This window comes from Solidesulfovibrio carbinolicus (genome assembly GCF_004135975.1).
In the GTDB taxonomy this organism is placed as follows: Bacteria; Desulfobacterota; Desulfovibrionia; order Desulfovibrionales; family Desulfovibrionaceae; genus Solidesulfovibrio; species Solidesulfovibrio carbinolicus.
Window position 1 is genome coordinate 3,842,209 of the sequence record NZ_CP026538.1, and the last position, 18,896, is coordinate 3,861,104.

Consider the following 18,896-nt stretch of genomic DNA (forward strand, 5'->3'; position numbering starts at 1 on the left):
CCATGGAGAGCGGGCCAAACCAACCGCCGCCCGAGGGCCATGGCCGGCAATTTCAGGCCTCCCCCGCCGCGTGCCATCGCCCCGCATCAGCATGGCCTCGCCCGCCGCGGCGCCACCGCCCCTCCCCGCGCGTAGCCAGACGCGCCCTTTCCTGCTACACCTCCCCACCATGTCGCAGCTACGCAAACGCACGGTCGTCCTCGGTCTCGACGGGCTTCCCCGCACCCTGGCCCAAAGCCTGGCCGCCACCGGCCGGCTGCCCAACCTCGCCCGCCTGCTCGCCATCGACGCGGCAAGCATCGAGGCCGAACTGCCCGAACTCTCGCCCGTCAACTGGACGAGCTTTTTGACCGCCGCCAACCCCGGCCGCCACGGCGTCTACGGCTTCGTCGGCATCGACCCGGCCAGCTATCGCCTGGGGCCCGTGGACGCCTCGGCCATTGCCGCGCCCACCCTCATGAGCCGTGCAACCGAGGCCGGGCTGGTCGCCAAGCTGGTCAACATCCCCTGCGCCGCGCCGGTTTCGCCGCTGCGCGGAGCCATCATCGCCGGCTTTCCCGAGACCGACCTCGCCCGGGCCGTTTATCCGCCGGAGCTGGCGCAAAATCTGAAACTGGCTGGCTACCGGATCGAGGCCGACACCACCAAGGGCGCGGCCGATTTCGATACCCTTGCCCGAGAGCTGCGGGCCACCCTGGCCTCGCGTCGGGCCGCCCTGGAAATGCTCTGGGCCGGCGGCGACTTCGATCTGTTCATGATCGTTTTGACCGAAACCGACCGGCTGTTCCATTTCTTCTTCCCGGCCGTGGCCCGGCCCGAGCATCGCCTCCACGGCCCGGCCCTGGATCTTCTGGCCGACTGGGACAAGCTGATCGGCCTGGTCCTGGACCGCTACGAGGCCCTGCCCGGACCCAAGCGCTTTTTCGCCCTGGCCGACCACGGATTTACTGAACTCGAAACCGAGTTCGACCTCAACGTCTGGCTGGCCGGCAAGGGGTTACTTCGCCTCGAACCCGGGGCCACCGGCGAATACGACGCCCGCATCGTGCCCCACCACACCGCCGCCTTTGCCCTGGACCCGGGGCGGGTCTACATCAATATCAAAGAGCGCTTCGCCCGGGGCGTCTTCCACGAGCACGTGGCCGAAAAGCTGGCCGAGGACCTGCGCGGCGAACTGTTGGCCATCGTCCACGACGGCCGGCCGCTTATGGAGGCCGTGCACCTGCGCGGCGAGATCTATGCCGGCCCGCAAGTCCGCCGCGCCCCGGACGTCGTGTGCGTGCCCCGGGCGGGGGTGAGCCTCACGGCCAAATTCAACCGCACCGAGCTGACCGGCAACTTTGGCCGGTTTGGCTGCCACAGCCCGCACGACGCGCTGTGGTGCGACTCCGAAGGCTCCCGCCCGGAGCGCACCTCCGACGCCGGGGCCGTGGTCGCCGCCTCCCTTGGTCTGCCCGAACCCAAAGAGTTTCCATGGATTTCGCCCGCGAACTGAACCCGGCCCAGCTTGAGGCCGTCAGCACCACCGAAGGGCCGGTCCTGGTCATCGCCGGCGCCGGCAGCGGCAAGACCCGCACCGTCGTCTACCGTCTGGCCCATCTGGTGCTCAAGGGCGTGGAGCCGGCCTCCATCCTGCTTTTGACCTTCACCCGCAAGGCCGCCCAGGAGATGCTCACCCGGGCCGGACTGCTGCTGGCCCTTAGCGCGCAAGGCATCTCGGGCGTGGCCGGCGGCACCTTCCATGCCTTCGCCTTTGCCGCGCTGCGCCGCTACAGCGAGGCGGCCGGTTTTCCCACAGGATTCACCTGCCTCGACGCCGCCGACTGCGAGGACATCCTGGGGCAGTGCAAGGACCGGCTGGGCCTGGGCAAGGGCGACCGGTCGTTTCCCCGCAAATCGGCCATCCTGGGACTGCTCTCCAAGGCCCGCAACAAGGAACTGGAAGTCGGCGACGTCATCGCCCGGGAAGCCTTCCACCTGCTGCCCTATGCCGAGGCCATAACGAGCCTTGGCCAAGCCTACGGCGCGTTCAAGGCCGAGCACAATCTCCTCGACTACGACGATCTGCTCTTCACCCTGGAGCGGCTCCTGGCCGACCCCGCCGGTCCCGGCGCGCTCATTCGCGCCCGCCACAGCCATGTCATGGTCGACGAATACCAGGACACCAACAAGGTCCAGGCCAGGCTCACGCGCCTTCTTGCCCCGGAAGGCGGCAACGTCATGGCCGTTGGCGACGACGCCCAGTCCATCTACGCCTTTCGCGGCGCGTCGGTGGACAACATCCTGGATTTCCCGAGCCTGTTCCCGGGCACCAAGCTCATCAAGCTCGAACGCAACTACCGCTCCACCCAGCCTATCCTCAACCTCACCAACGCCGTGCTGGCCGGAGCCGGACGCAAGTTCGAGAAACATCTCTTCACCACCCGCGAGGACGGCCCCCAGCCCCAGTGCATGCGGCCCTTTTCCGACCTCACCCAGGCGTCCATGGTGGCGGCCAAGGTCAAGGAACTCTCGGCCACCTTCCCGCTGCATGAAATCGCCGTGCTGTTTCGGGCCGGCTACCAGTCCTATGCCCTGGAAGTGGAGCTCGGCAAAGCCGGCATCCCCTTCCAGAAGTACGGCGGCCAGAAATTCTCCGAGGCCGCCCACATCAAGGACGTGCTGGCCTACCTGCGCCTAGCCCGCAACACGGCCGATTTTCCGGCCTGGTCCCGGGTGCTGGCCTTCGTGCCGGGCATCGGCCCCAAAACGGCCACCAGGGTCTTCGAGGCCATCCGGGCCGGCGACCGGGCGATGCTTGGCAAGATGGCGGCCAAGTCGGGCGAATTCAAGGCGCTGATCGAATTCCTCGACGCCCTGCGCGCCCTGCCGCCCTCGCCCCAGGAGCTGCTCGCCAAGGTCATCGAGGCCTATGCCCCGCTTTTGGCCGAAAAATACCCCGACGACTATCCGCGCCGCCAGGCCGGCCTGGACCAGCTCGAACAGATCGCCGCCGCCTACGCCGACCTCGACGCCTTCCTGGCCGATCTGGTCCTGGAAAACCCGGACGAGGACCGCAAAAAGGCTCGCGAAGGCCATCTGGTGCTGTCCACGGTCCATTCCTCCAAGGGCCTGGAGTGGTCGGCCGTGCTCATCATCGATCTGGTGGACGAACGCTTCCCCTCGCGCCATGCCCTGTCCCGGGCCGAGGATCTGGAAGAGGAACGCCGGCTGCTCTACGTGGCCTGTACCCGCGCCCGGGACTATCTCGGGCTTTTCGCCCCGGAAACGCTCTACCAGCGCCAGGGCGGCGGCTGCGCCCCGGCCATGCCGAGCATTTTCTTGCGCGAACTGCCCCAGGGCCTTTTGGCCGAGCGCCGCGAACGCCTGGGCGGCTCCGGCGCGGCCAGCTTCGCCTGTCCCGCGCCCACGGCCGCCGGGGGGACTCCGGCCTTTACCCGCCAGCCCGTGCGCCGGGCCACCTCGGCCCCGCTCTCGGCCCGGCTGCCGGCCCGGGAGGACGCCCCGGCCCCGCGCCCGGCCCCGGACCCGTCGACCCTGGGCTACTGCCGCCACAAGATCTTCGGGCGCGGCAAGGTCATCGGCGTCCTGGACGACGGCAAATACCGGGTCAATTTTCCCAATTTCGGCCCCAAGGTGATCCTGGCCGCTTTTCTGGAAATGGAGGGAGCCGCCTCGCCCGAGGCCTGACCGCCCGCCTCGTGTCGCGTCCGCGAGAAGCGCATAGGGCGTTTTATAGGCAACGAGCTCAAACCACTTGGTTTTCTTAAAAAATACTACCGTATTTTTTAAGGGACGCGACACTAGCCCCCGGAGTCGCCGTGCGCATCCGCTGGAAGCTCTTCTGGCTCCTGGCCGCCCTGTCGCTGGTTCCGTTGATCGTCCTTCGCGTCAACAGCCAGCTGGCCCTGTCGCGTCTGGCCGAACGCCTTTCGAGCCGGGTCGGGGCGCATCTGGTGGCCGAGGCCAAGACGCGCCTGGGGCGCACCGTGGAAGACCACGCCCGGCTGCTGGCCGCCCGCCGCCAGACCCTGGCCCTGGCCGCCGCCCTCCAGGCCGACGCCGTGGGGCAGGCCCTGGCCGCGCCGCCGGACAAGGCCCACGATCCGCGCCAACAGGCCGTCATCACCACCGCCCTGCCGGCCATGCCCATGAACATGGGCATGGGCCGCGCCGACCACCCCGACCACGAAGGCTTTGTCGAAACGCCGGGCTATTACCGGGTCGATCTCGAAGGCCGCCGCCTGCCCCTGCCCATCGATCCCGACCGGGTGCTCCTGCGCCTGCCGCCCGATGCCAGCGCCGACGCCCTCCCCCCGAACGCCGCCGCCCTGGCCGGCCTCGCCCGCCCGCTACAGCGCATCGCCGCCCTGGTCGGCCCCCTGGCCCATTTTCAGGACACCATCCTGGCCGACGCCACGGTGGCCGTCTATCCAGCCGTGCCGGGCTGGCCCCGACGAGCCAATCCGTTAAGCGCCCCCTGGTACCAGGCCGCCATCGCCGCCGACGCCCCGGTCTGGGGCCAACCCCAGGGCGAACCCGGCACCGGGCGCGTGTCCGTGGTGGTGGCCGCGCCGGTGCACCGCCCGGACGGCGGCGTCATCGGGGCCACGGCCATCTTCACCCCGCTGTCCGACCTGCTCGCCTCGGTCAGCAGCCCCGGCCACATCGCCCCGGACATCGAAACCCTGCTCGTCGTGGCCGCGCCGGACGACAAGGGCGCGCCGCGCCTTCTGGTCGAGGCCGGCGAGGTGGTGCGCGCCGCCCGTGGCGGCCACGGCTGGCAGGCCTTTGTCCACCCCGCGCCCCTGGCCTCGCCGGACGAAGCCACCCTGGCCGTCATGGCCCTGGACGTGGCCGCCGGGACCTCCGGCGTGGTCCGCCTGCCCTACAACGGCCGCGAGGTCCTGGCCGCCTACGCCAGAACCGGCGAAAACGAAGCCCTGCTCCAGCTCGCCCCGGTGGAAGACGTGCTGGCCGAGGCCGCGGCCGTGGCCGGCGACGTGGACACCAGCATCCGCCGCCTCTACATCATCGGCTCATTTATCGCCGGCGCGGTAATGCTCGCCCTGGCCTTCGTTTCCCTGGCCGCCTCCCGGGTCGTCACCCGGCCCATCCTGGCGCTCACGGCCATGGCCCGCCGCCTGGCCGCCCGCGACTTCACCGCCCGGGCCTCGGTCAAAGGCCACGACGAGATCGCCGAACTCGGCCGGGTGTTTAACGAGCTTGCTCCCACCCTCGACGCTCACGTGCGCCTGTGCGAATCCGTGGCCCTGGCCAGCGAGATCCAGCGCAGCCTGCTGCCCGGCCAGCCACCGGACATTGCCGGCCTGGCCCTGGGGGCCGCCTGCCGCTACTGCGACGCCACCGGCGGCGACTACTACGACATCCTGCCCTTCGACGGTCCCAAAGCCGGCCTCGTCGGCCTGGCCGTGGGCGACGTCACCGGCCACGGCCTGGAAGCGGCGCTCCTCATGACCACCGCCCGGGCGCTGCTGCGACCGCGTGCCGCCGCCCCGGGCACGCCCGGCGAGGTCCTCACCGACGTCAACCGGGAGCTAGCCCGCGACACCATGGGCACTGGCCGCTTCATGACGCTCTTTTACCTGGAGATCGATCCGGCCGGCCGTCGCGCCGCTTTTGCCCGGGCCGGCCACGACCCGGCCCTGGTCCACGATCCCGCCACCGGCCAAACGTCGGAACTCACCTGCAAAGGCCTGATCCTCGGAGCCATAGACGACACCGCTTACGCCACCGGACACCTCACGGACCTCGCCCCGGGCATGATCATCCTCATCGGCTCCGACGGCCTGTGGGAAGCCCGCAACGCCGACGACGAGATGTTCGGCAAGGACCGAACCCGGGCCGTGCTGGCCAAGGCCGCCCCCCTCGGCCCCCAGGCCGTCTGCCAGGCCCTCATGGATGCCCTCGACGCCTTCCGGGGCGAAACGCCGCTGGCTGACGACGTCACCCTGCTGGCCGTGGCCCTGACCGCCCAAACCCCAACCTGATCAAGGAAACCGCCATGCTTGTTAGCGAAAACGACGCCAAGTTCAAATTCTGCCCGCTGCTCAAGACCCACGACGACAAGATGAAATTCTGCCAGGGGACCATGTGCATGATGTGGCGGACTACAGGCGGCGAGTCCGGCTACTGCGGCCTGGCCGGACATCCCGCCGCCGCCGCCGCCTTCGCGTCCTGATGCCGACACCACTCCCGAGGCGCAGTTGAAATGAAAGCTCTCATATCGATAGTGATTTATATTTTTACAATATAACGGCCGTGATGTTGTACATGAGGCCTGAGCCATTAACGAAGCGCTGGCGTCGATAATCGCCCCCGGCTGTTGACGCCAAAGGCGTTTCTGGTAGGCTTCGGGGCCGGCATTCGCCGAGCTCTGACCGCTTTATCGGGATATACCATGCTGCGCGCGCTCATCGTCGACGACGACCCTGTGACCAAACGCTTCCTGGCGGAAATCCTCGCCCCGTTCGCCGTCTGCGAACTGGCCGCCAACGGCCGCGAGGGCCTCGACGCCTTTGCCCGGGCCCTTAGCGACGTCAAGCCCTACGACGTCATCTTCATCGACGTCATGATGCCGGCCATGGACGGCCACCAGGCCCTGGAAGCCATGCGCCACCTGGAACACGAACAACACGTCGGCCCATCCGACGCCGCCAAGGTCATCATGGTCTCGGCCGCCGACGACTCCAGAAACGTCTATCGGGCCTTCTTCCAAGGCCAGGCCCTGTCGTTTCTCCCCAAACCCTTCACCAGCGACGCCGTCCTGGCCGAACTGCGCAAGTTCGACATCATCGACCAGCCCGCCCCCCAAAGGAGCACCGCATGAGCCAGAACCCGGAAAAACGCTTCACACCCCAGGAATTGGCCGCCTTTGACGGAACCGACGGCAAACCCACCTACCTGGCCTACAACGGCGTGGTCTACGACGTCTCCGCCAGCCGCCTGTGGAAAGCCGGCAAACACATGAACCGCCACCACGCCGGCGGCGACATGGGCCTCGAACTCTCCCAGGCCCCCCACAACCCCGATGTCCTGGAACGCTTCCCCCGGGTCGGCCTCCTCGACGCCCCGGCCCTTAAACCCGAACCCGCCGCCGACCGCGTGCCGCCCTGGCTGGCCAAGTGCATGAAGCGCTTCCCCATGCTCAAGCGCCACCCCCACCCCATGACCGTCCACTTCCCCATCGCCTTTTGCACCGCCGCCCCCCTGTGCCTGCTGCTGGCCCTTGTCACCGGCAACCAAACCTTCGCCGCCGCCCTGCCCGTGCTGCTCGGCCTGGCCCTGGTCTTCACGCCCGTGGCCATCGTCACCGGGCTTTTCACCTGGTGGCTCAACTACGCCAGCGCCCGGGTCACTCCCATCATGATCAAACTCGCCGCCACGCCCGTGCTGTTTTTAGCCCTGCTGTGGACGTTTATTGAAAGCGTCAAGACGCCCGACATCATGGCCGAAGCCGGCAGCCACATCGGCTTCGTGCTGGTCGTGCTGGCGCTCATGCCCATCGTCTCCGTCATCGGCTGGTTCGGCGCGGCGTTGACCTTCCCGCCGCACGACGACTAATTAGTTAGCTGAAATAAAAGGCAGAGAAGGCAAAAGATGCCTCCGGCGGCCGGGGGGCTCAGCCCCCCGGACCCCCGACATGGGGATGGCCGGTCGGTTGATTGGTTCGGCGGACGGCCCGAGAGAAAATGGGGGCTGGAATTTGCCGGTTTGGGCCGGGCGGAAGCCGCCCGACCCAAACCGGCAAATTCCAGCCCCCAACTCGCCAGCGAAGCGGCCGGATCGGCGCGATCAAAGCCTCGCGCCGATCCGGCCGCTTCGCCATGTCTTGAGCTTGATCAACAGGAGGGGACCGATATCCCCTCTTAGTGGTCTTTCGCCCCAAAGGGCCTTCTCGCAGGCCTCTCGTGCAACCGGCCTGCCCATCATCCCCGTCCCGGGCGACCCCGGGCGAACCGGGTCGTTGAAATTTCCGGGCCGCCCTGCTCCCGGCGACAGCCGGGTGCATCGACGGCCCGGAAATTTCAACGACCCACGCGGCGCAGCCGCCAGCGCTCCCGCGCCCAACGGTCTTGCCGCGCTCCCGTTCAACCGCAAATTCCCCGCCCTTTACCGCCCCCATTCAGGGTTTCCAAAGGGGGTCACCCCCTTTGGCCGCCGGAGGCATTCTTTCCTCCCTCACCCCTCATAACCAACCATCACTCCAAAGGAAACGTCACTTGAAACGTCGTGCCTTGGCCGGGTTCGGAGGCGAAGCGGATATCGCCTTTATGTTTCTGGACGATGGACAGGGCGATGGCCAGGCCTTGGCCGCCGCCTTTGCCGACGTCGCGGGTGGTGAAGAAGGGATCGAAGATCTTGTCCTGGAGATCGGCCGGGATGCCTTTGCCGGTGTCGGCCACGGTGATGGCGATGGCCTGACCCTGGCGGCGGCTGACGATGTCGATGCGGCCGTTGGGGGCGGCCTGGTGTTCTATGGCCTGGGCGGCGTTTATGAGCAGGCACAGCAGGAGCTGGTTGAAGTCGCCGGGCACGCAAGGCAGGGGCGGCAGGTCGTCGGCCAGGTCCGTGCGCATGGCGATGGGGTATTCCTGGGCGCTTTTGGCGACTTCGACGGTGGCCCGGATGGCTTCGTTGACGTCAATGGCCCGGCGGCCGACGGATTCGGTCTGGGCGAAGCGTTTGATGGAGCGCACGAAGGCGGCCACGCGCTCGGCCCCGTGGCGGCTTTCGGCCAGGGCCTGGGGCAGTTCGGCCAGCAGCATTTCCAGGTCGTTGTCGCGGCGGAAGGCGTCGATGGCGGCCTTGGCCGTTTCCAGCCCGGGTCCGCCTTCGGCTTGGGCCAGGGCGGTTTCATATTTGTCGAGCAGCGTCAGGAGGTGGGTCAGGCTGTTTTGGGCGAAGTCGAGGTTCCCGGCGAGGTATTGCAGGGGGGTGTTGATTTCGTGGGCCACGCCGCCGGCGAGCTGGCCGATGGCTTCCAGGCGTTTGGTGGTGGCGAGCTGGAGTTCGAGCTGACGCAGCCGGGTGACGTCGGTGAAGACTTCAAGGGACCCCTGGTAATCGCTGTCCGGGCCGACCAGCGGCGAGGGCGAGGCCATGATGACCACGGAGCGGCCATCGGGGCGACGCAGCCGCAGTTCGTAGGGGTCGGCCTGTCCCTGGGCTCGGGCGGCCAGGGATTCCATGAAGCGGCCGTGGTCCTCGGGACGCAGGAAGGCAAAAAGTGGCTGGCTGATGACCGCGTCCATGGATCGGCCGAGGAGATCGCACAAGGTCTGGTTGGCAAAATCGACGCGGCCTTCGGGGGACAGCACGGCCACGCCCTGGTGCATGGCTTCGACCAGGGAGCGGTAGAGTTCCTCGCTGCGGGCCAGGGCGTTTTCGGTAGCTCGGCGTTCGGTGACGTCGCGGCATAGAACGACCTTGCCGGCGAATTTGCCGGACACGTCGCGCAGGGTTTCGGCCACCACGCTGTAGTGGCGGTCCACGTTGGCCAGTTCCACGACGATTTCGACGGGCAGGCTGCGAGCTTCCTGGCCGGTTGGAGCGTCCAGGGCCGGAGCCAGCCAGGGAAGCAGTTCGACCAGGGGCCGCCCCGACAGCCCGGCGCAGGCGTCTTCGCCCTGGGGCGCGAAGCCGCCGTAATAGAGCGCGCCGCAGGCGGACTCCCGGCCGAGCAGGGCCAGGGCCGGGGCATTGGCGTTTTCCAGCGCCCCGGCCGCGTCGAGGAGGAACAGGGCGTGGGGCACGGTCTCGAACACGGTGAGGTATTTGTTCTTCTCGTTGGCCAGGGCGCGGTTCTCCCGGGCCAGGGCGTCGTGAAGGCCTTTGTCCGAGAGTTCCTCCCAGCGCAGGACAAAGGCGTATTCCATGCGCTCGAAGCAGGCGGCGACAAAGGATCGAGCCTGGGCCAGGCCGTCGCCCAGGACCTCGGCCCGGGCATCCAGGAGTTCCAGATAGGCTTGGCGGTAATATTTGAGCAGCCCCCAGAACATGGCCAGGGAGATGCCGCGCTGGCGGTGCAGGGCGGCCTCGCGCACGGCAAAGGCGGTGACGGGATCGTCGAGGTTGGGGGTCTCGGCCGGGTAGTCGGCCAGACGGCAAGGGTCGCCGGCCAGAGCGGCGGCCACGGCGGCGGACAGTCCGGCCACGGACACGCGCCAGGCTTCGACCAGGGTGGAGGTATAGGCCGTGTAGCCCTGGGCCTTGGCATGGGCCAGAACGCGCTCCATGAGCCAGGGTTCTTCCCGGGCCAGCAGCAGGGGCAATTGTTCGGTCCAGGCGGCGGATTCGGGCGGCATGGGCGCTCCCGGAACAGCGGGCAAGGGTTTGACCTTGCGACACTCTTGCTGAAACGCCCAGGTTCGTCAATCGCCGAACCGCATTGGTCAGCGCGTCAGCAGATGGAGCACCAGCACGGCCAGGACCAGGGCGGGATAGGCGCTGGCCCGGTTGAAAAGCGACGCGGCCTGGGCGTCGTCGAGGGTGGCGGCCAGGGAGACGGCCGGCGGCAGCATGAGCCAGGCCCCGCCCAGAACGGCGGCCAGCACCAGGGGCGCGGACACGGCCAGAGGCGAGAGCGCCAAAAGCGGCGCGGACGCGATCAGGCTGATCCCGAGCATGACCACGGCCAGCCGGCTGGCCCGGCGGCCGCCCAGGACCACGGGCACGGTGCGCGCGCCAAAAAGGGCGTCGCGCCGGGCGTCGTGCCAGTCGGCCGGGATGTTCTGGCCGCCGATCTCCCAGGCGAACACCCAGGCGCACAGGCCGGCCAGGAACCAGGGCGACGGCTCCGGGACCACGGCGTAGGCGGCGGCCAGGGGGCCAAGGGATTTGACCACGCCGTTAATGAGCGCCCGCAGGTGGGTGACGGTCAAAAGCAGGCAGTAGGCGGTCTCCAGCAGACAGCCGGCGACGAGCAGGCCGGCGCAGACGGGGTTTAGGGCATAGGCCCCGGCAAAGGCGACCACGGCCCAGCAGACGAACCAGACAACGGCCCCGGGCAGGGACAGGCAGCCCCGGGCCAGGGGATGGCGGATAAAGGCCGCGTCGAGGTAGTTGACGCGCTCGTCCTCGCCGCTGCCTTCGAGCTGGAGCTTGTCGGAGCGGTAGTCCACGATGTCGTTTAGGGCGTAGACGGCGGTGTAGCCGGCAAAGACCGTGACGATGCCCAAAATGACCACGGAGACGGGCGGCAGCCCGCCCCGGCACAGCAGGGCGGCGCAAAACGGGCCGGCCAGGTCGAGCAGGCCGTGGGGCGTGCGCGACAGGGCCAGATAGACGGTGAGAACCAGCCCCCGGCGCTCGGGGGCGGGGCAGACAGGGGCGTTCAAACGGCTAGGCCTCTTCCCCGGACACGGCCTTGCCGCGAAAAACCCGGTATTGGTAGGCGTTGTAGAAAAGGACCACGGGCATGAGCCCGCCGACGACGTAGAGCATGACCCGCAGCATGTCGTCGGGCGCGGCGGCCGAAGCGGCGGTGACGGCCGGCGGCACGATAAGCGGGAACACGCTTAGGCCAAAAGCCAGGAAGACAAAGGCCAGCATGGAGGCGCAGTACATGAGGGGGCGATGCTCCCAGCCCTTGCCCAGGGCCCGGAAATACAGCGCCGCGTTGAGCACGGCCACGACCAGCAACAGCACGAAAAGCGGCGAAAGCCCGCCCTGTCCCGGCCGGCCGACCAGATGGCCAAGCGAGCCGTCCAGGGCGATGTAGCCGACGAGCAAGACCAGGCAGGCCACGGCGGCCGAACCAAAGCGGATGCCCCACAAGCGGGCGGCGTCCTGCAACGCGCCTTCGGTCTTGAGCACCAGCCAGGCGGCGGCGAACATGGGATAGAGGCACAGCAACGTCACGGCCACCAGGATGGGGAACGGGGCCAGCCAGTCCAGGGGGCCGCCCAGGTAGCGCAGGCCGTCAAAGGACATGCCCTGGAGGATGGCTCCCAGGAGCAGGCCATGGGCCACGGTGACGGCCACGCTGCCCCAGCCGAAGACCTGGGTCCAGAACCGGGGATCGTCGGTTTCCGGGCGGTACTCAATGCCCATGCCCCGGGCCATGAGCGCAAAAAGCAGGAAACCGGCCGGCAGATAGAGCGCAGCCAGCACCGTGCCGTAGACCAGGGGAAACGCGCCAAAAAGCACGCCCCCAAGCATGACCAGCCAGGTCTGGTTGGCGTGCCACACCCCTTCCACGGTCTCGATCATAATACCCCGTCGCGGTTCGTTTTGCTCCACCAGACACAGGATGCCGACCCCGAGGTCGAAGCCGTCGGTGAAGACGTAGAGCCACAGGAGCAAGGCCAGTATCCAGTACCAGACGTCGGCGAGGGTCACGGGTGCCTCCATCGGCGCGGACGGCGCGGTTTATGGTCGCATGGGCGGCAAGGGCCGCGATTGGAACCGGCGTTCACCAAAAGCCATGGTCACTGCTGCAAAATGCTGCCGGACGTTCGGGTGGGGCGGCTACCCGACGACCGCACCGGCCCGGTGGGCCGGGGGCGGCAGCTCGTCCAGGTCCGGTCCCCGGCGCAAGCGTTTGCCCATGAAATGGATGAAAAGCCCGAAGAGCAGCGTGTAGGCCACGCAGAATCCGGCCAAGGACAGTCCGACCTCGCCGGCCGACAAGGCCGAATGGCCGTTTTCGGTGCGGATCAGCCCATAGGCCAGCCAGGGCTGGCGGCCGACCTCCCGGGTGACCCAGCCCATGATGACGGCCACGTAGGCCCCGGGGGCCAACAGCGCCCAGGACATACAAAGCAGCCGGTTTTCCCCGGCCCGCTCCACGGTGAGCCGGCCCCTGCGCCATAGCCAGATCGTCCAGGCCATGACCGCGATCATGGCCGTGCCCACGCCCACCATCAGCCGGAAGGAATAAAACGGCAGCACGATGGGCGGCCGGTCTTCCCTTGGAAAATCCTTGAGCCCCGGCACCGTGCCGGTGGGGTCGTGGGTGATGAGCAGGCTTAAGACATCGGGAATGGAAATGGCGAACACGTTGCGTTCGGCCTCGGGATCGGGCCAGGCGATGACATGCCAGGCCGCGCCGGTCCCGGGCTTATTGGTGTCCCAGTGGGATTCGATGGCCGCCACCTTGGCCGGCTGGATGCGGCCGATCTCCTGGCCGTTCAAATCCCCGACCAGGGCCTGCAGCGGCGCCAGCACCACGGCGGCCGCCGCCGCGAACTTGAATGAACGCAGGAAAAAGGCGGTATGCCGGCCCAGCAGCACATAGACGCCCGAGACCGCGCCCACGACAAAGGCCGTCAGCTCCAGGCAGGCCAGATACATGTGGGAAAAGGCCAGGGGCAGGTCCGGGGAGAAGATGGCGGCCAGATAATCGGTGACCACGAACACGCCGTTTTCGATATGGCCCCCGGACGGGGTCTGCATCCAGGAGTTGGCCACCAGAATCCAGAAGGCCGACAGCGACGCGGCGAAGCAGACCATGATGGTGGCGAAAAAGTGCATCCTGGGGCCGACACGCTTCCAGCCAAAAAGCATGATGTAGAGGAAGGCCGACTCCAGCATGAAGGCCATGGTGCCCTCGAACCCGAGCACCTGGCCGAAGAAGTTGCCCACCGTGGCGGAAAACGGCCCCCAGTTGGTCCCGAACTGGAATTCCAGCGGGATGCCCGAGACCACGCCCACGGCGAAGTTTATGGCGAAAAGCCCGGACCAAAACCGGAACTGGCGGTAATAGACCAGATCGCCGGTCCGCAGCCACAGCCCTTCCAGCACGACGAGATAGACGGCCAGGCCGATGGTGAGCGGCGGGAACAGGATATGGAAGGCCGTGGTCAGGGCGAACTGCACCCGCGAAAGCATAAGCGCGTCGGCGAGAAAATCCATGGCGGCTCCCAGGCCCGGCCAGGGCCATCACTTTAAAAATACGCAGGTATTTTTAAGAACACATCCCGCATGGCGACCGTTGCCGCCAGCTATCGCTCCTGTCCGCCCGCGTCCCGACGCCTGCCCTCAGGGCCGGCCGGTCTTTATGGCCACGCCCAGAATGAACAGGCACGTTTCGTGGTAGCCCGGCAGCAGGGTCAAGCCTTCCCGGGCCATGACGGCGCGAAATTCCGGGCCGTGGAACCGGTCCTCCCGGGGATGGGCCAGCATGACCCGGAAAAGCGGATTGGCGTAAAGCGGCGGATAGATTTCCTCGAAATAAAACGCCCCGCCCGGCCGCAGCACGCGGGCCACCTCGGCCAGCCCCCGCCGCCAGTCGGGCAGGTGGTGGATGATGCCGAAATTGACCACCGCGTCAAAGGCCCCGTCGGCGTAGGGCAGCTTTTCGGCGTCGCCCAGGACAAACAGCCGCTTGTCCCAGTCCGGCCCCTTGCGCCGTCCGGCCGCCACCTTGACCATGGCCGGATCCACGTCCAGACCGTGGTACAGGGACGGGGCGAAGCGCCGGGCGAAGATGGCCGCCCCGCCGCCGTCGCCGCAGCCGATCTCCAGAACCTTAGCCCCGGGGGGAATCGGATGGGCGGCGCGAAAAAAGCCCACCTCGCGCCATTGGGCGATCTTGCGGACAAAACTGCGACAGTAGAAACGCTCGGGCCAGTTGACTTCCATGACTTCCCCTCGGCTGCCGCTGCGGGCACTGTTCCATGTTGCACCAGACAGCCGGGGGCGCTGTCAAGGAAAATCTCTATTGCCGGCTAGAGCTTGCGTCCGCTGAACACCCGGGCCAGACCGCCGGTCAGGTCCGTCACGCGCCGCTGCGCAAAACCGGCCTCGCCCATCCGGGCCAGGAAGTCGTCATCTGCCGGGAAGGCGTCCACGGACTCGACCAGATAGCTGTAGGCGTAGTCGGTGCGGGACAGGAAGTTGCCCACCGGCGGCAGGATGCGGTCGAAATAGAAGCGGTAGAGCGCCTTGCCGAGGGCAAAACGCGGCATCCCGAACTCCATGACGTGCAGTTGCCCGCCCGGGCGCAACACCCGGTAAAATTCCCGCATGACCGCCACCCGCTCGGCGATGTTGCGGATGCCGAAAGCCATGGTCACGGCGTCCACGCAGGCGTCGGTGAGCGGCACGTCGCGGCAGTCGGCCACGCCCAGGTGGTAGCCTGCTATCCTGCCCTTGGCCGCCTTGGCCCGGGCCACCTCCAGCATGGCCGGGGAGAAGTCCAGGCCGATGACCGTCAGGCCCGGCCGGCGGCGGCGGATGGCCAGGGCCACCTCGCCGGTGCCGGTGGCCGCGTCGAGGACGGTCCCCTGGCGCGGCTCGATCATGGACACGAACGAGCGTCGCCACCAGATGTCGATGCCCAGGGACAGGGCGCTGTTTTGCATATCGTAGGAAAAGGCGATGTCCTCGAACATCCGCTTGACGGCGGTGTCGCGCATGGCGGGCTCCTTGATCCTGCCGCTTGCCGTGCAACGCAACGACAGCCAGGATGTGTTCTCTGCAGCAAAGTCGGGCTGTTTCTTGTCGTATCGGTTTGGCGTGCCAAGGGGAATCGGCCTTATTGGCCATCCCCAGCCGGCCGGACCAGCCGCAAGGTTTGCCACGCCCCGCCCCGGCAGCGCAACCACAAGACCACGGCCATGACCGCCGCGTAAAAGGCGAACACGCCCCAAAGCCCTACCACGCCGACGGAAAAGGCCGTCACCGCCAGCCAGGCCGGAGCCACCAGGGCAAAGGCCGACACCAGGGCGGCGGCCGCCATGAGATAACGGGTGTCGCCGGCCCCACGCAGCACGCCAAAGGCGGCATGGATGACCACGTCGCAAAACCCCAGCACCACCACCCAGGCGAAAAGCGGCCGGCAATAGGCCAGGGCCGCGTCAAAGGAGGCGTCGGCTTCGTTGGGCCGGAAGATCAGGGCCAGTTGGTCCGGGAAGCCCAGGAACACGGCGGCCATGACCGCCATGTACACGGCCATGATCCGCACGGCGCTGCCGGCGGCCCGCACGGCCTCGGCCGGTTTGCCCGCGCCCATGGACTGGCCCACGATGACGGCCAGGCCCTGGGACAGGCCGATAAGCGGCAAAAAGGCCGGGGTGTTGGCCGACAACACAATGCTCGTGGCCGTCAGCTCCGCCTTGCCGATGCGCCCGGCCAGGGCAATGAACACCGTGGCCGCGAACACGTCCAGAAACACCTGCGCCCCGCCCGGCATGCCCAGGCGCACCAGGCGCGCAAAAAGCGGCCGGTCAAAGGCCCGGCCCCGAAACACGCCATAAAGGCCGTCGTTGCGGCGGGTGAAGATGAGCAGGCCGTAGGCGCCGGCCATGGCCGCCCAGGCCGTGACCGTGGCCAGGGCCGAGCCGGCCACGCCCAGGGGCGGCAGGCCCCAGTTGCCGAAAATGAGCAGATAGTTGAGCGGGATGTTGAGGATGGCCCCACCGATGTTGACGCACATGACCACCCGGGTCAGCCCCCGGCCGCTGAAAAAGGCGGCCAGGGAGGCTTCGAGCACCATGAACCCGGCCCCAAGCATGAGCACGCGGTAATAGATCTCTTCCAGTTCGCGCACCTCGGCCGGATGGCCCATGGCGGCAAAGATCGGCCTGGCGGCCAGCGCCAGCAGGATCAGCGGCGCAAACGACGCCAGGGCGAACCACACGCCCTGCCAGACCACCCGGCCGACCTTGTCGGTCTGGCCGGCCCCGACGTGCTGGGCCACCAGCACCCCGGCGTAGCCGGCCGTGCCCAAAAAAAAGGAGGTGAGCAGAAAGAAGGTGGCCCCGGCCGGCAACGAGGCGGCCAGGGCGTCCTGGGAATACCAGCCAAGGAAGATGCGATCGGTCAGGTGCATGGCCGTGATGGAACCCATGCCGGCGAGCAGGGGCAAACCGATGCGCAAAACGTGGGCGATGCCGCCCGGGCCATGCCAGCGTTGCATGAGGCGTCTCCGCTGGTCTCCGAGGATAGGAGGCCGGGTATTGCAGCCGGGGGGAATCCCCGGGCTTGGCGAGGGTGCGGGTTGTGGCAAAGTTTTTGCTTGGCGTCAAGACGCCGGCCCGACGTCCGGCGACAAAACGAGGAGCCGATCATGCCAGCCGCAACCCCAGCCGCCGTGGACATTCTGGACGCCCTGCTTCGGGCCGACACCGACACGCCCTACCCCGGCGAACAGGACCTGGCCCGGCTCATCCGCCGCGCCGCCGCTCCCCTGCCGCGCACGCCGGCCGCCCCTACGCCCCCGCCCCTGGCCGCCGTCCCGGCCCAGCCCAAGCCGGCCGCGCCCCGCCCCCGCAAGCGCAAGGCCACCCACTATCTGGCCCCAAAGCTCGCCGACCGCCTGGACGCCGCCACCCACGAACTGGCCACCCTGGCCGGCCAAGACGGGCAAGCGCCCCGACGCATTGCCAAGTCCGCCGTGGTCGAGGCCGCCCTGGCCCTGGCCCTGGCCGATTTCGAAGCCCACGCCGCCGCCTCGCCCCTGGCCGGCCGGCTGCTCCAAAGGACGTAACCCATGGAGGCCGCCATGCTCGCCATCTGCCCGTTTTGCCGCGCCAGACACGAAATCGCCGAAGCCGAGGCGACCTCCGGCACGACCTGCTCCCACTGCCACCGCCGCTTCGCCGTGCGCCGCAAGGAACCGGCCCTGGCCGGGGCCGACGCCGGACCGTCGCTTTTACGCATCGAACGCCCCCACGGCCTGTTCGAGCGCCCGGGCGTGGTGGAACGCCGCCTGACCGCCGTACCCCGGCCGACACCGGCCTCTGCGGCTCCGGCTCCCGCGCCCCAGGCCGCATCCCTGGCGGCCATGGCCCAGCCGCAAACCGACCGGCCGGACAACCGGCCGCTCCAGACGGCCCAGCCCGCCCGGGCCGCCGTCCTGGCCGCCGTGCCCGCCGCCGCCCCGCACCCCCAAGACCTCAACGACGAAACCGCGCCGCCCATCCTGGCCGAACCCGACGCCGCCGCCGAACAAACTGCCGCCGCCGCGCTTTCAGCCATCAAAAACCAGCTGGCCGCCGAACCCGCGCCATCAAGCCTGCCCGAGCCGGGAACCGGCCACGCCCGGCGCATCGGCGTCATGCTGAGCAAAGGCGGCGTGGGCAAGACCACCACCGCTGTCAATCTGGCCGCCGGACTGGCGGGGCTTGGCAAACGCACGCTCCTCATCGACGCCGACACCCAGGGCCAGTGCGCCTACGCCCTGGGCGTGACGCCCGGCAAGGGACTGGCCGAATACGTGGACGGCTCGGTGAGCGCCGAGGACGCCCTGACGCCGGTGCGCGACAACCTCTGGCTGCTGGCCGGCGGCAAGGGCCTGGCCGGCCTCAAACGGCTGATCAGCCGCAAGGATTTCGGCGGCGAACGCACCCTGGACGACGCCCTGTCCGGCCTGGACGACCGCTTCGAGGTCATCGTGGTGGACAGCGCCCCGGGCTGGGACGCGCTCACCGTCAACGTGCTCTTCTACGTGCGCGAGCTGCTCGTGCCCGTGGCCCTGGAAGCCATGTCGCTGCAAGGATTCTCGGAATTCCTGCGCAGCTTTGCCGCCGTGTCGCGCTACCGGCCGGAACTTTCCCTGCGTTACGTCGTGCCGACCTTCCTCGACAAGCGCGTGCGCGGCCCCGCCGCCCTGGCCGAGGAACTGGCCGCCCTCTACCCCGACCGGATCTGCCCGGCCGTGCGCTACAACGCCAAACTGTCCGAAGCGCCGGCCGAAGGCCGCACCATCTTCGAATACGCCCCGCGCTCGCCCGGCGCCAAGGACTACCAAACCCTGGCCGAACGCATCGCGGCTGACGGGTGAGGGGTAATGAGGATAACAGTAAGAGAAGATTGAAGATGCCTTGTATGTTTCCGTAGCAGTTTTAAACTTGTTACGGTTGATGGGACGGCAGATCGATGATGCCTTGAGCTTCAAGCTCGTGCCGGAGCCAGGATCGTCGTCCCCT

General features: G+C 68.1%; 15 protein-coding genes. 8 read left to right on the forward strand and 7 right to left on the reverse strand.

Features of this window, described 5'->3' with window-relative positions; translation table 11 throughout:
* The first annotated feature begins 169 nt into the window (after positions 1-169).
* The 6 genes from C3Y92_RS17165 (at position 170) to C3Y92_RS17185 (ending at position 7,584) form a co-directional block, all read left to right on the forward strand.
* On the forward strand, positions 170-1,495 hold the full coding sequence (locus C3Y92_RS17165) for an alkaline phosphatase family protein (RefSeq protein ID WP_129354625.1): 1,326 nt from the start codon (positions 170-172) through the stop codon (positions 1,493-1,495).
* Entirely contained in the window at positions 1,474-3,690 is a 2,217-nt protein-coding gene (locus C3Y92_RS17170) for an ATP-dependent helicase (protein WP_129354627.1), read from the forward strand. The genes C3Y92_RS17165 and C3Y92_RS17170 overlap by 22 nt, the downstream gene beginning before the upstream one ends.
* A gap of 131 nt (positions 3,691-3,821) precedes the next feature.
* Positions 3,822-6,011: a SpoIIE family protein phosphatase gene (locus tag C3Y92_RS17175; RefSeq protein ID WP_129354629.1), complete on the forward strand. Its 2,190-nt coding sequence runs from the start codon at positions 3,822-3,824 to the stop codon at positions 6,009-6,011.
* Positions 6,012-6,025: 14 nt separating this feature from the next.
* Positions 6,026-6,202, forward strand: coding sequence for a hypothetical protein (locus C3Y92_RS21205; RefSeq protein ID WP_165352138.1), 177 nt, complete (start codon positions 6,026-6,028; stop codon positions 6,200-6,202).
* A 219-nt stretch (positions 6,203-6,421) separates the two neighbouring features.
* Positions 6,422-6,850, forward strand: coding sequence for a response regulator (locus tag C3Y92_RS17180; RefSeq protein WP_129354631.1), 429 nt, complete (start codon positions 6,422-6,424; stop codon positions 6,848-6,850).
* Positions 6,847-7,584: a DUF2231 domain-containing protein gene (locus C3Y92_RS17185; RefSeq protein ID WP_129354633.1), complete on the forward strand. Its 738-nt coding sequence runs from the start codon at positions 6,847-6,849 to the stop codon at positions 7,582-7,584. Before C3Y92_RS17180 ends, C3Y92_RS17185 begins: the two co-directional genes overlap by 4 nt.
* 638 nt (positions 7,585-8,222) lie before the next feature.
* Here the strand turns inward: C3Y92_RS17185 and C3Y92_RS17190 are convergent.
* The 7 genes from C3Y92_RS17190 to C3Y92_RS17220 form a co-directional block, all read right to left on the reverse strand.
* Positions 8,223-10,328 carry a PAS domain-containing sensor histidine kinase gene (locus tag C3Y92_RS17190; protein ID WP_129354635.1) on the reverse strand — a complete coding sequence of 702 codons (2,106 nt, stop codon included), beginning with the start codon at positions 10,326-10,328 and terminating at the stop codon, positions 8,223-8,225.
* An 87-nt stretch (positions 10,329-10,415) separates the two neighbouring features.
* Positions 10,416-11,360 carry a UbiA family prenyltransferase gene (locus C3Y92_RS17195; RefSeq protein ID WP_129354637.1) on the reverse strand — a complete coding sequence of 315 codons (945 nt, stop codon included), beginning with the start codon at positions 11,358-11,360 and terminating at the stop codon, positions 10,416-10,418.
* 4 nt (positions 11,361-11,364) lie between these two features.
* Positions 11,365-12,363: a cytochrome d ubiquinol oxidase subunit II gene (gene cydB, locus C3Y92_RS17200; protein WP_235669525.1), complete on the reverse strand. Its 999-nt coding sequence runs from the start codon at positions 12,361-12,363 to the stop codon at positions 11,365-11,367.
* Between the two features lie 129 nt (positions 12,364-12,492).
* Entirely contained in the window at positions 12,493-13,878 is a 1,386-nt protein-coding gene (locus tag C3Y92_RS17205; protein WP_129354641.1) for a cytochrome ubiquinol oxidase subunit I, read from the reverse strand.
* A gap of 126 nt (positions 13,879-14,004) precedes the next feature.
* On the reverse strand, positions 14,005-14,607 hold the full coding sequence (locus tag C3Y92_RS17210) for a class I SAM-dependent methyltransferase (protein WP_129354643.1): 603 nt from the start codon (positions 14,605-14,607) through the stop codon (positions 14,005-14,007).
* A gap of 86 nt (positions 14,608-14,693) precedes the next feature.
* Positions 14,694-15,383 carry a ubiquinone/menaquinone biosynthesis methyltransferase gene (locus tag C3Y92_RS17215; protein ID WP_129354645.1) on the reverse strand — a complete coding sequence of 230 codons (690 nt, stop codon included), beginning with the start codon at positions 15,381-15,383 and terminating at the stop codon, positions 14,694-14,696.
* A 119-nt stretch (positions 15,384-15,502) separates the two neighbouring features.
* Positions 15,503-16,885: an MATE family efflux transporter gene (locus tag C3Y92_RS17220; protein WP_129354647.1), complete on the reverse strand. Its 1,383-nt coding sequence runs from the start codon at positions 16,883-16,885 to the stop codon at positions 15,503-15,505.
* 150 nt (positions 16,886-17,035) lie between these two features.
* Between C3Y92_RS17220 and C3Y92_RS17225 the strand changes: the two genes are divergently transcribed.
* Both C3Y92_RS17225 and C3Y92_RS17230 read left to right on the forward strand, forming a co-directional pair.
* Entirely contained in the window at positions 17,036-17,455 is a 420-nt protein-coding gene (locus C3Y92_RS17225; protein WP_129354649.1) for a hypothetical protein, read from the forward strand.
* Positions 17,456-17,470: 15 nt separating this feature from the next.
* Positions 17,471-18,751: a ParA family protein gene (locus tag C3Y92_RS17230; RefSeq protein WP_129354651.1), complete on the forward strand. Its 1,281-nt coding sequence runs from the start codon at positions 17,471-17,473 to the stop codon at positions 18,749-18,751.
* Positions 18,752-18,896 lie beyond the last annotated feature (145 nt).

Bases quoted from the DNA above. Each gene is read 5' to 3' on its own strand.
- C3Y92_RS17170 (WP_129354627.1), top strand. From the start codon at position 1,474: ATGGATTTCGCCCGCGAACTGAACCCGGCCCAGCTTGAGGCCGTCAGC.
- C3Y92_RS17210 (WP_129354643.1), bottom strand. From the start codon at position 14,607: ATGGAAGTCAACTGGCCCGAGCGTTTCTACTGTCGCAGTTTTGTCCGC.
- C3Y92_RS17180 (WP_129354631.1), top strand. From the start codon at position 6,422: ATGCTGCGCGCGCTCATCGTCGACGACGACCCTGTGACCAAACGCTTC.
- C3Y92_RS17215 (WP_129354645.1), bottom strand. From the start codon at position 15,383: ATGCGCGACACCGCCGTCAAGCGGATGTTCGAGGACATCGCCTTTTCC.
- C3Y92_RS17225 (WP_129354649.1), top strand. From the start codon at position 17,036: ATGCCAGCCGCAACCCCAGCCGCCGTGGACATTCTGGACGCCCTGCTT.
- C3Y92_RS17230 (WP_129354651.1), top strand. From the start codon at position 17,471: ATGCTCGCCATCTGCCCGTTTTGCCGCGCCAGACACGAAATCGCCGAA.
- C3Y92_RS17190 (WP_129354635.1), bottom strand. From the start codon at position 10,328: ATGCCGCCCGAATCCGCCGCCTGGACCGAACAATTGCCCCTGCTGCTG.
- C3Y92_RS17165 (WP_129354625.1), top strand. From the start codon at position 170: ATGTCGCAGCTACGCAAACGCACGGTCGTCCTCGGTCTCGACGGGCTT.
- C3Y92_RS17220 (WP_129354647.1), bottom strand. From the start codon at position 16,885: ATGCAACGCTGGCATGGCCCGGGCGGCATCGCCCACGTTTTGCGCATC.
- C3Y92_RS17185 (WP_129354633.1), top strand. From the start codon at position 6,847: ATGAGCCAGAACCCGGAAAAACGCTTCACACCCCAGGAATTGGCCGCC.
- C3Y92_RS17205 (WP_129354641.1), bottom strand. From the start codon at position 13,878: ATGGATTTTCTCGCCGACGCGCTTATGCTTTCGCGGGTGCAGTTCGCC.
- C3Y92_RS21205 (WP_165352138.1), top strand. From the start codon at position 6,026: ATGCTTGTTAGCGAAAACGACGCCAAGTTCAAATTCTGCCCGCTGCTC.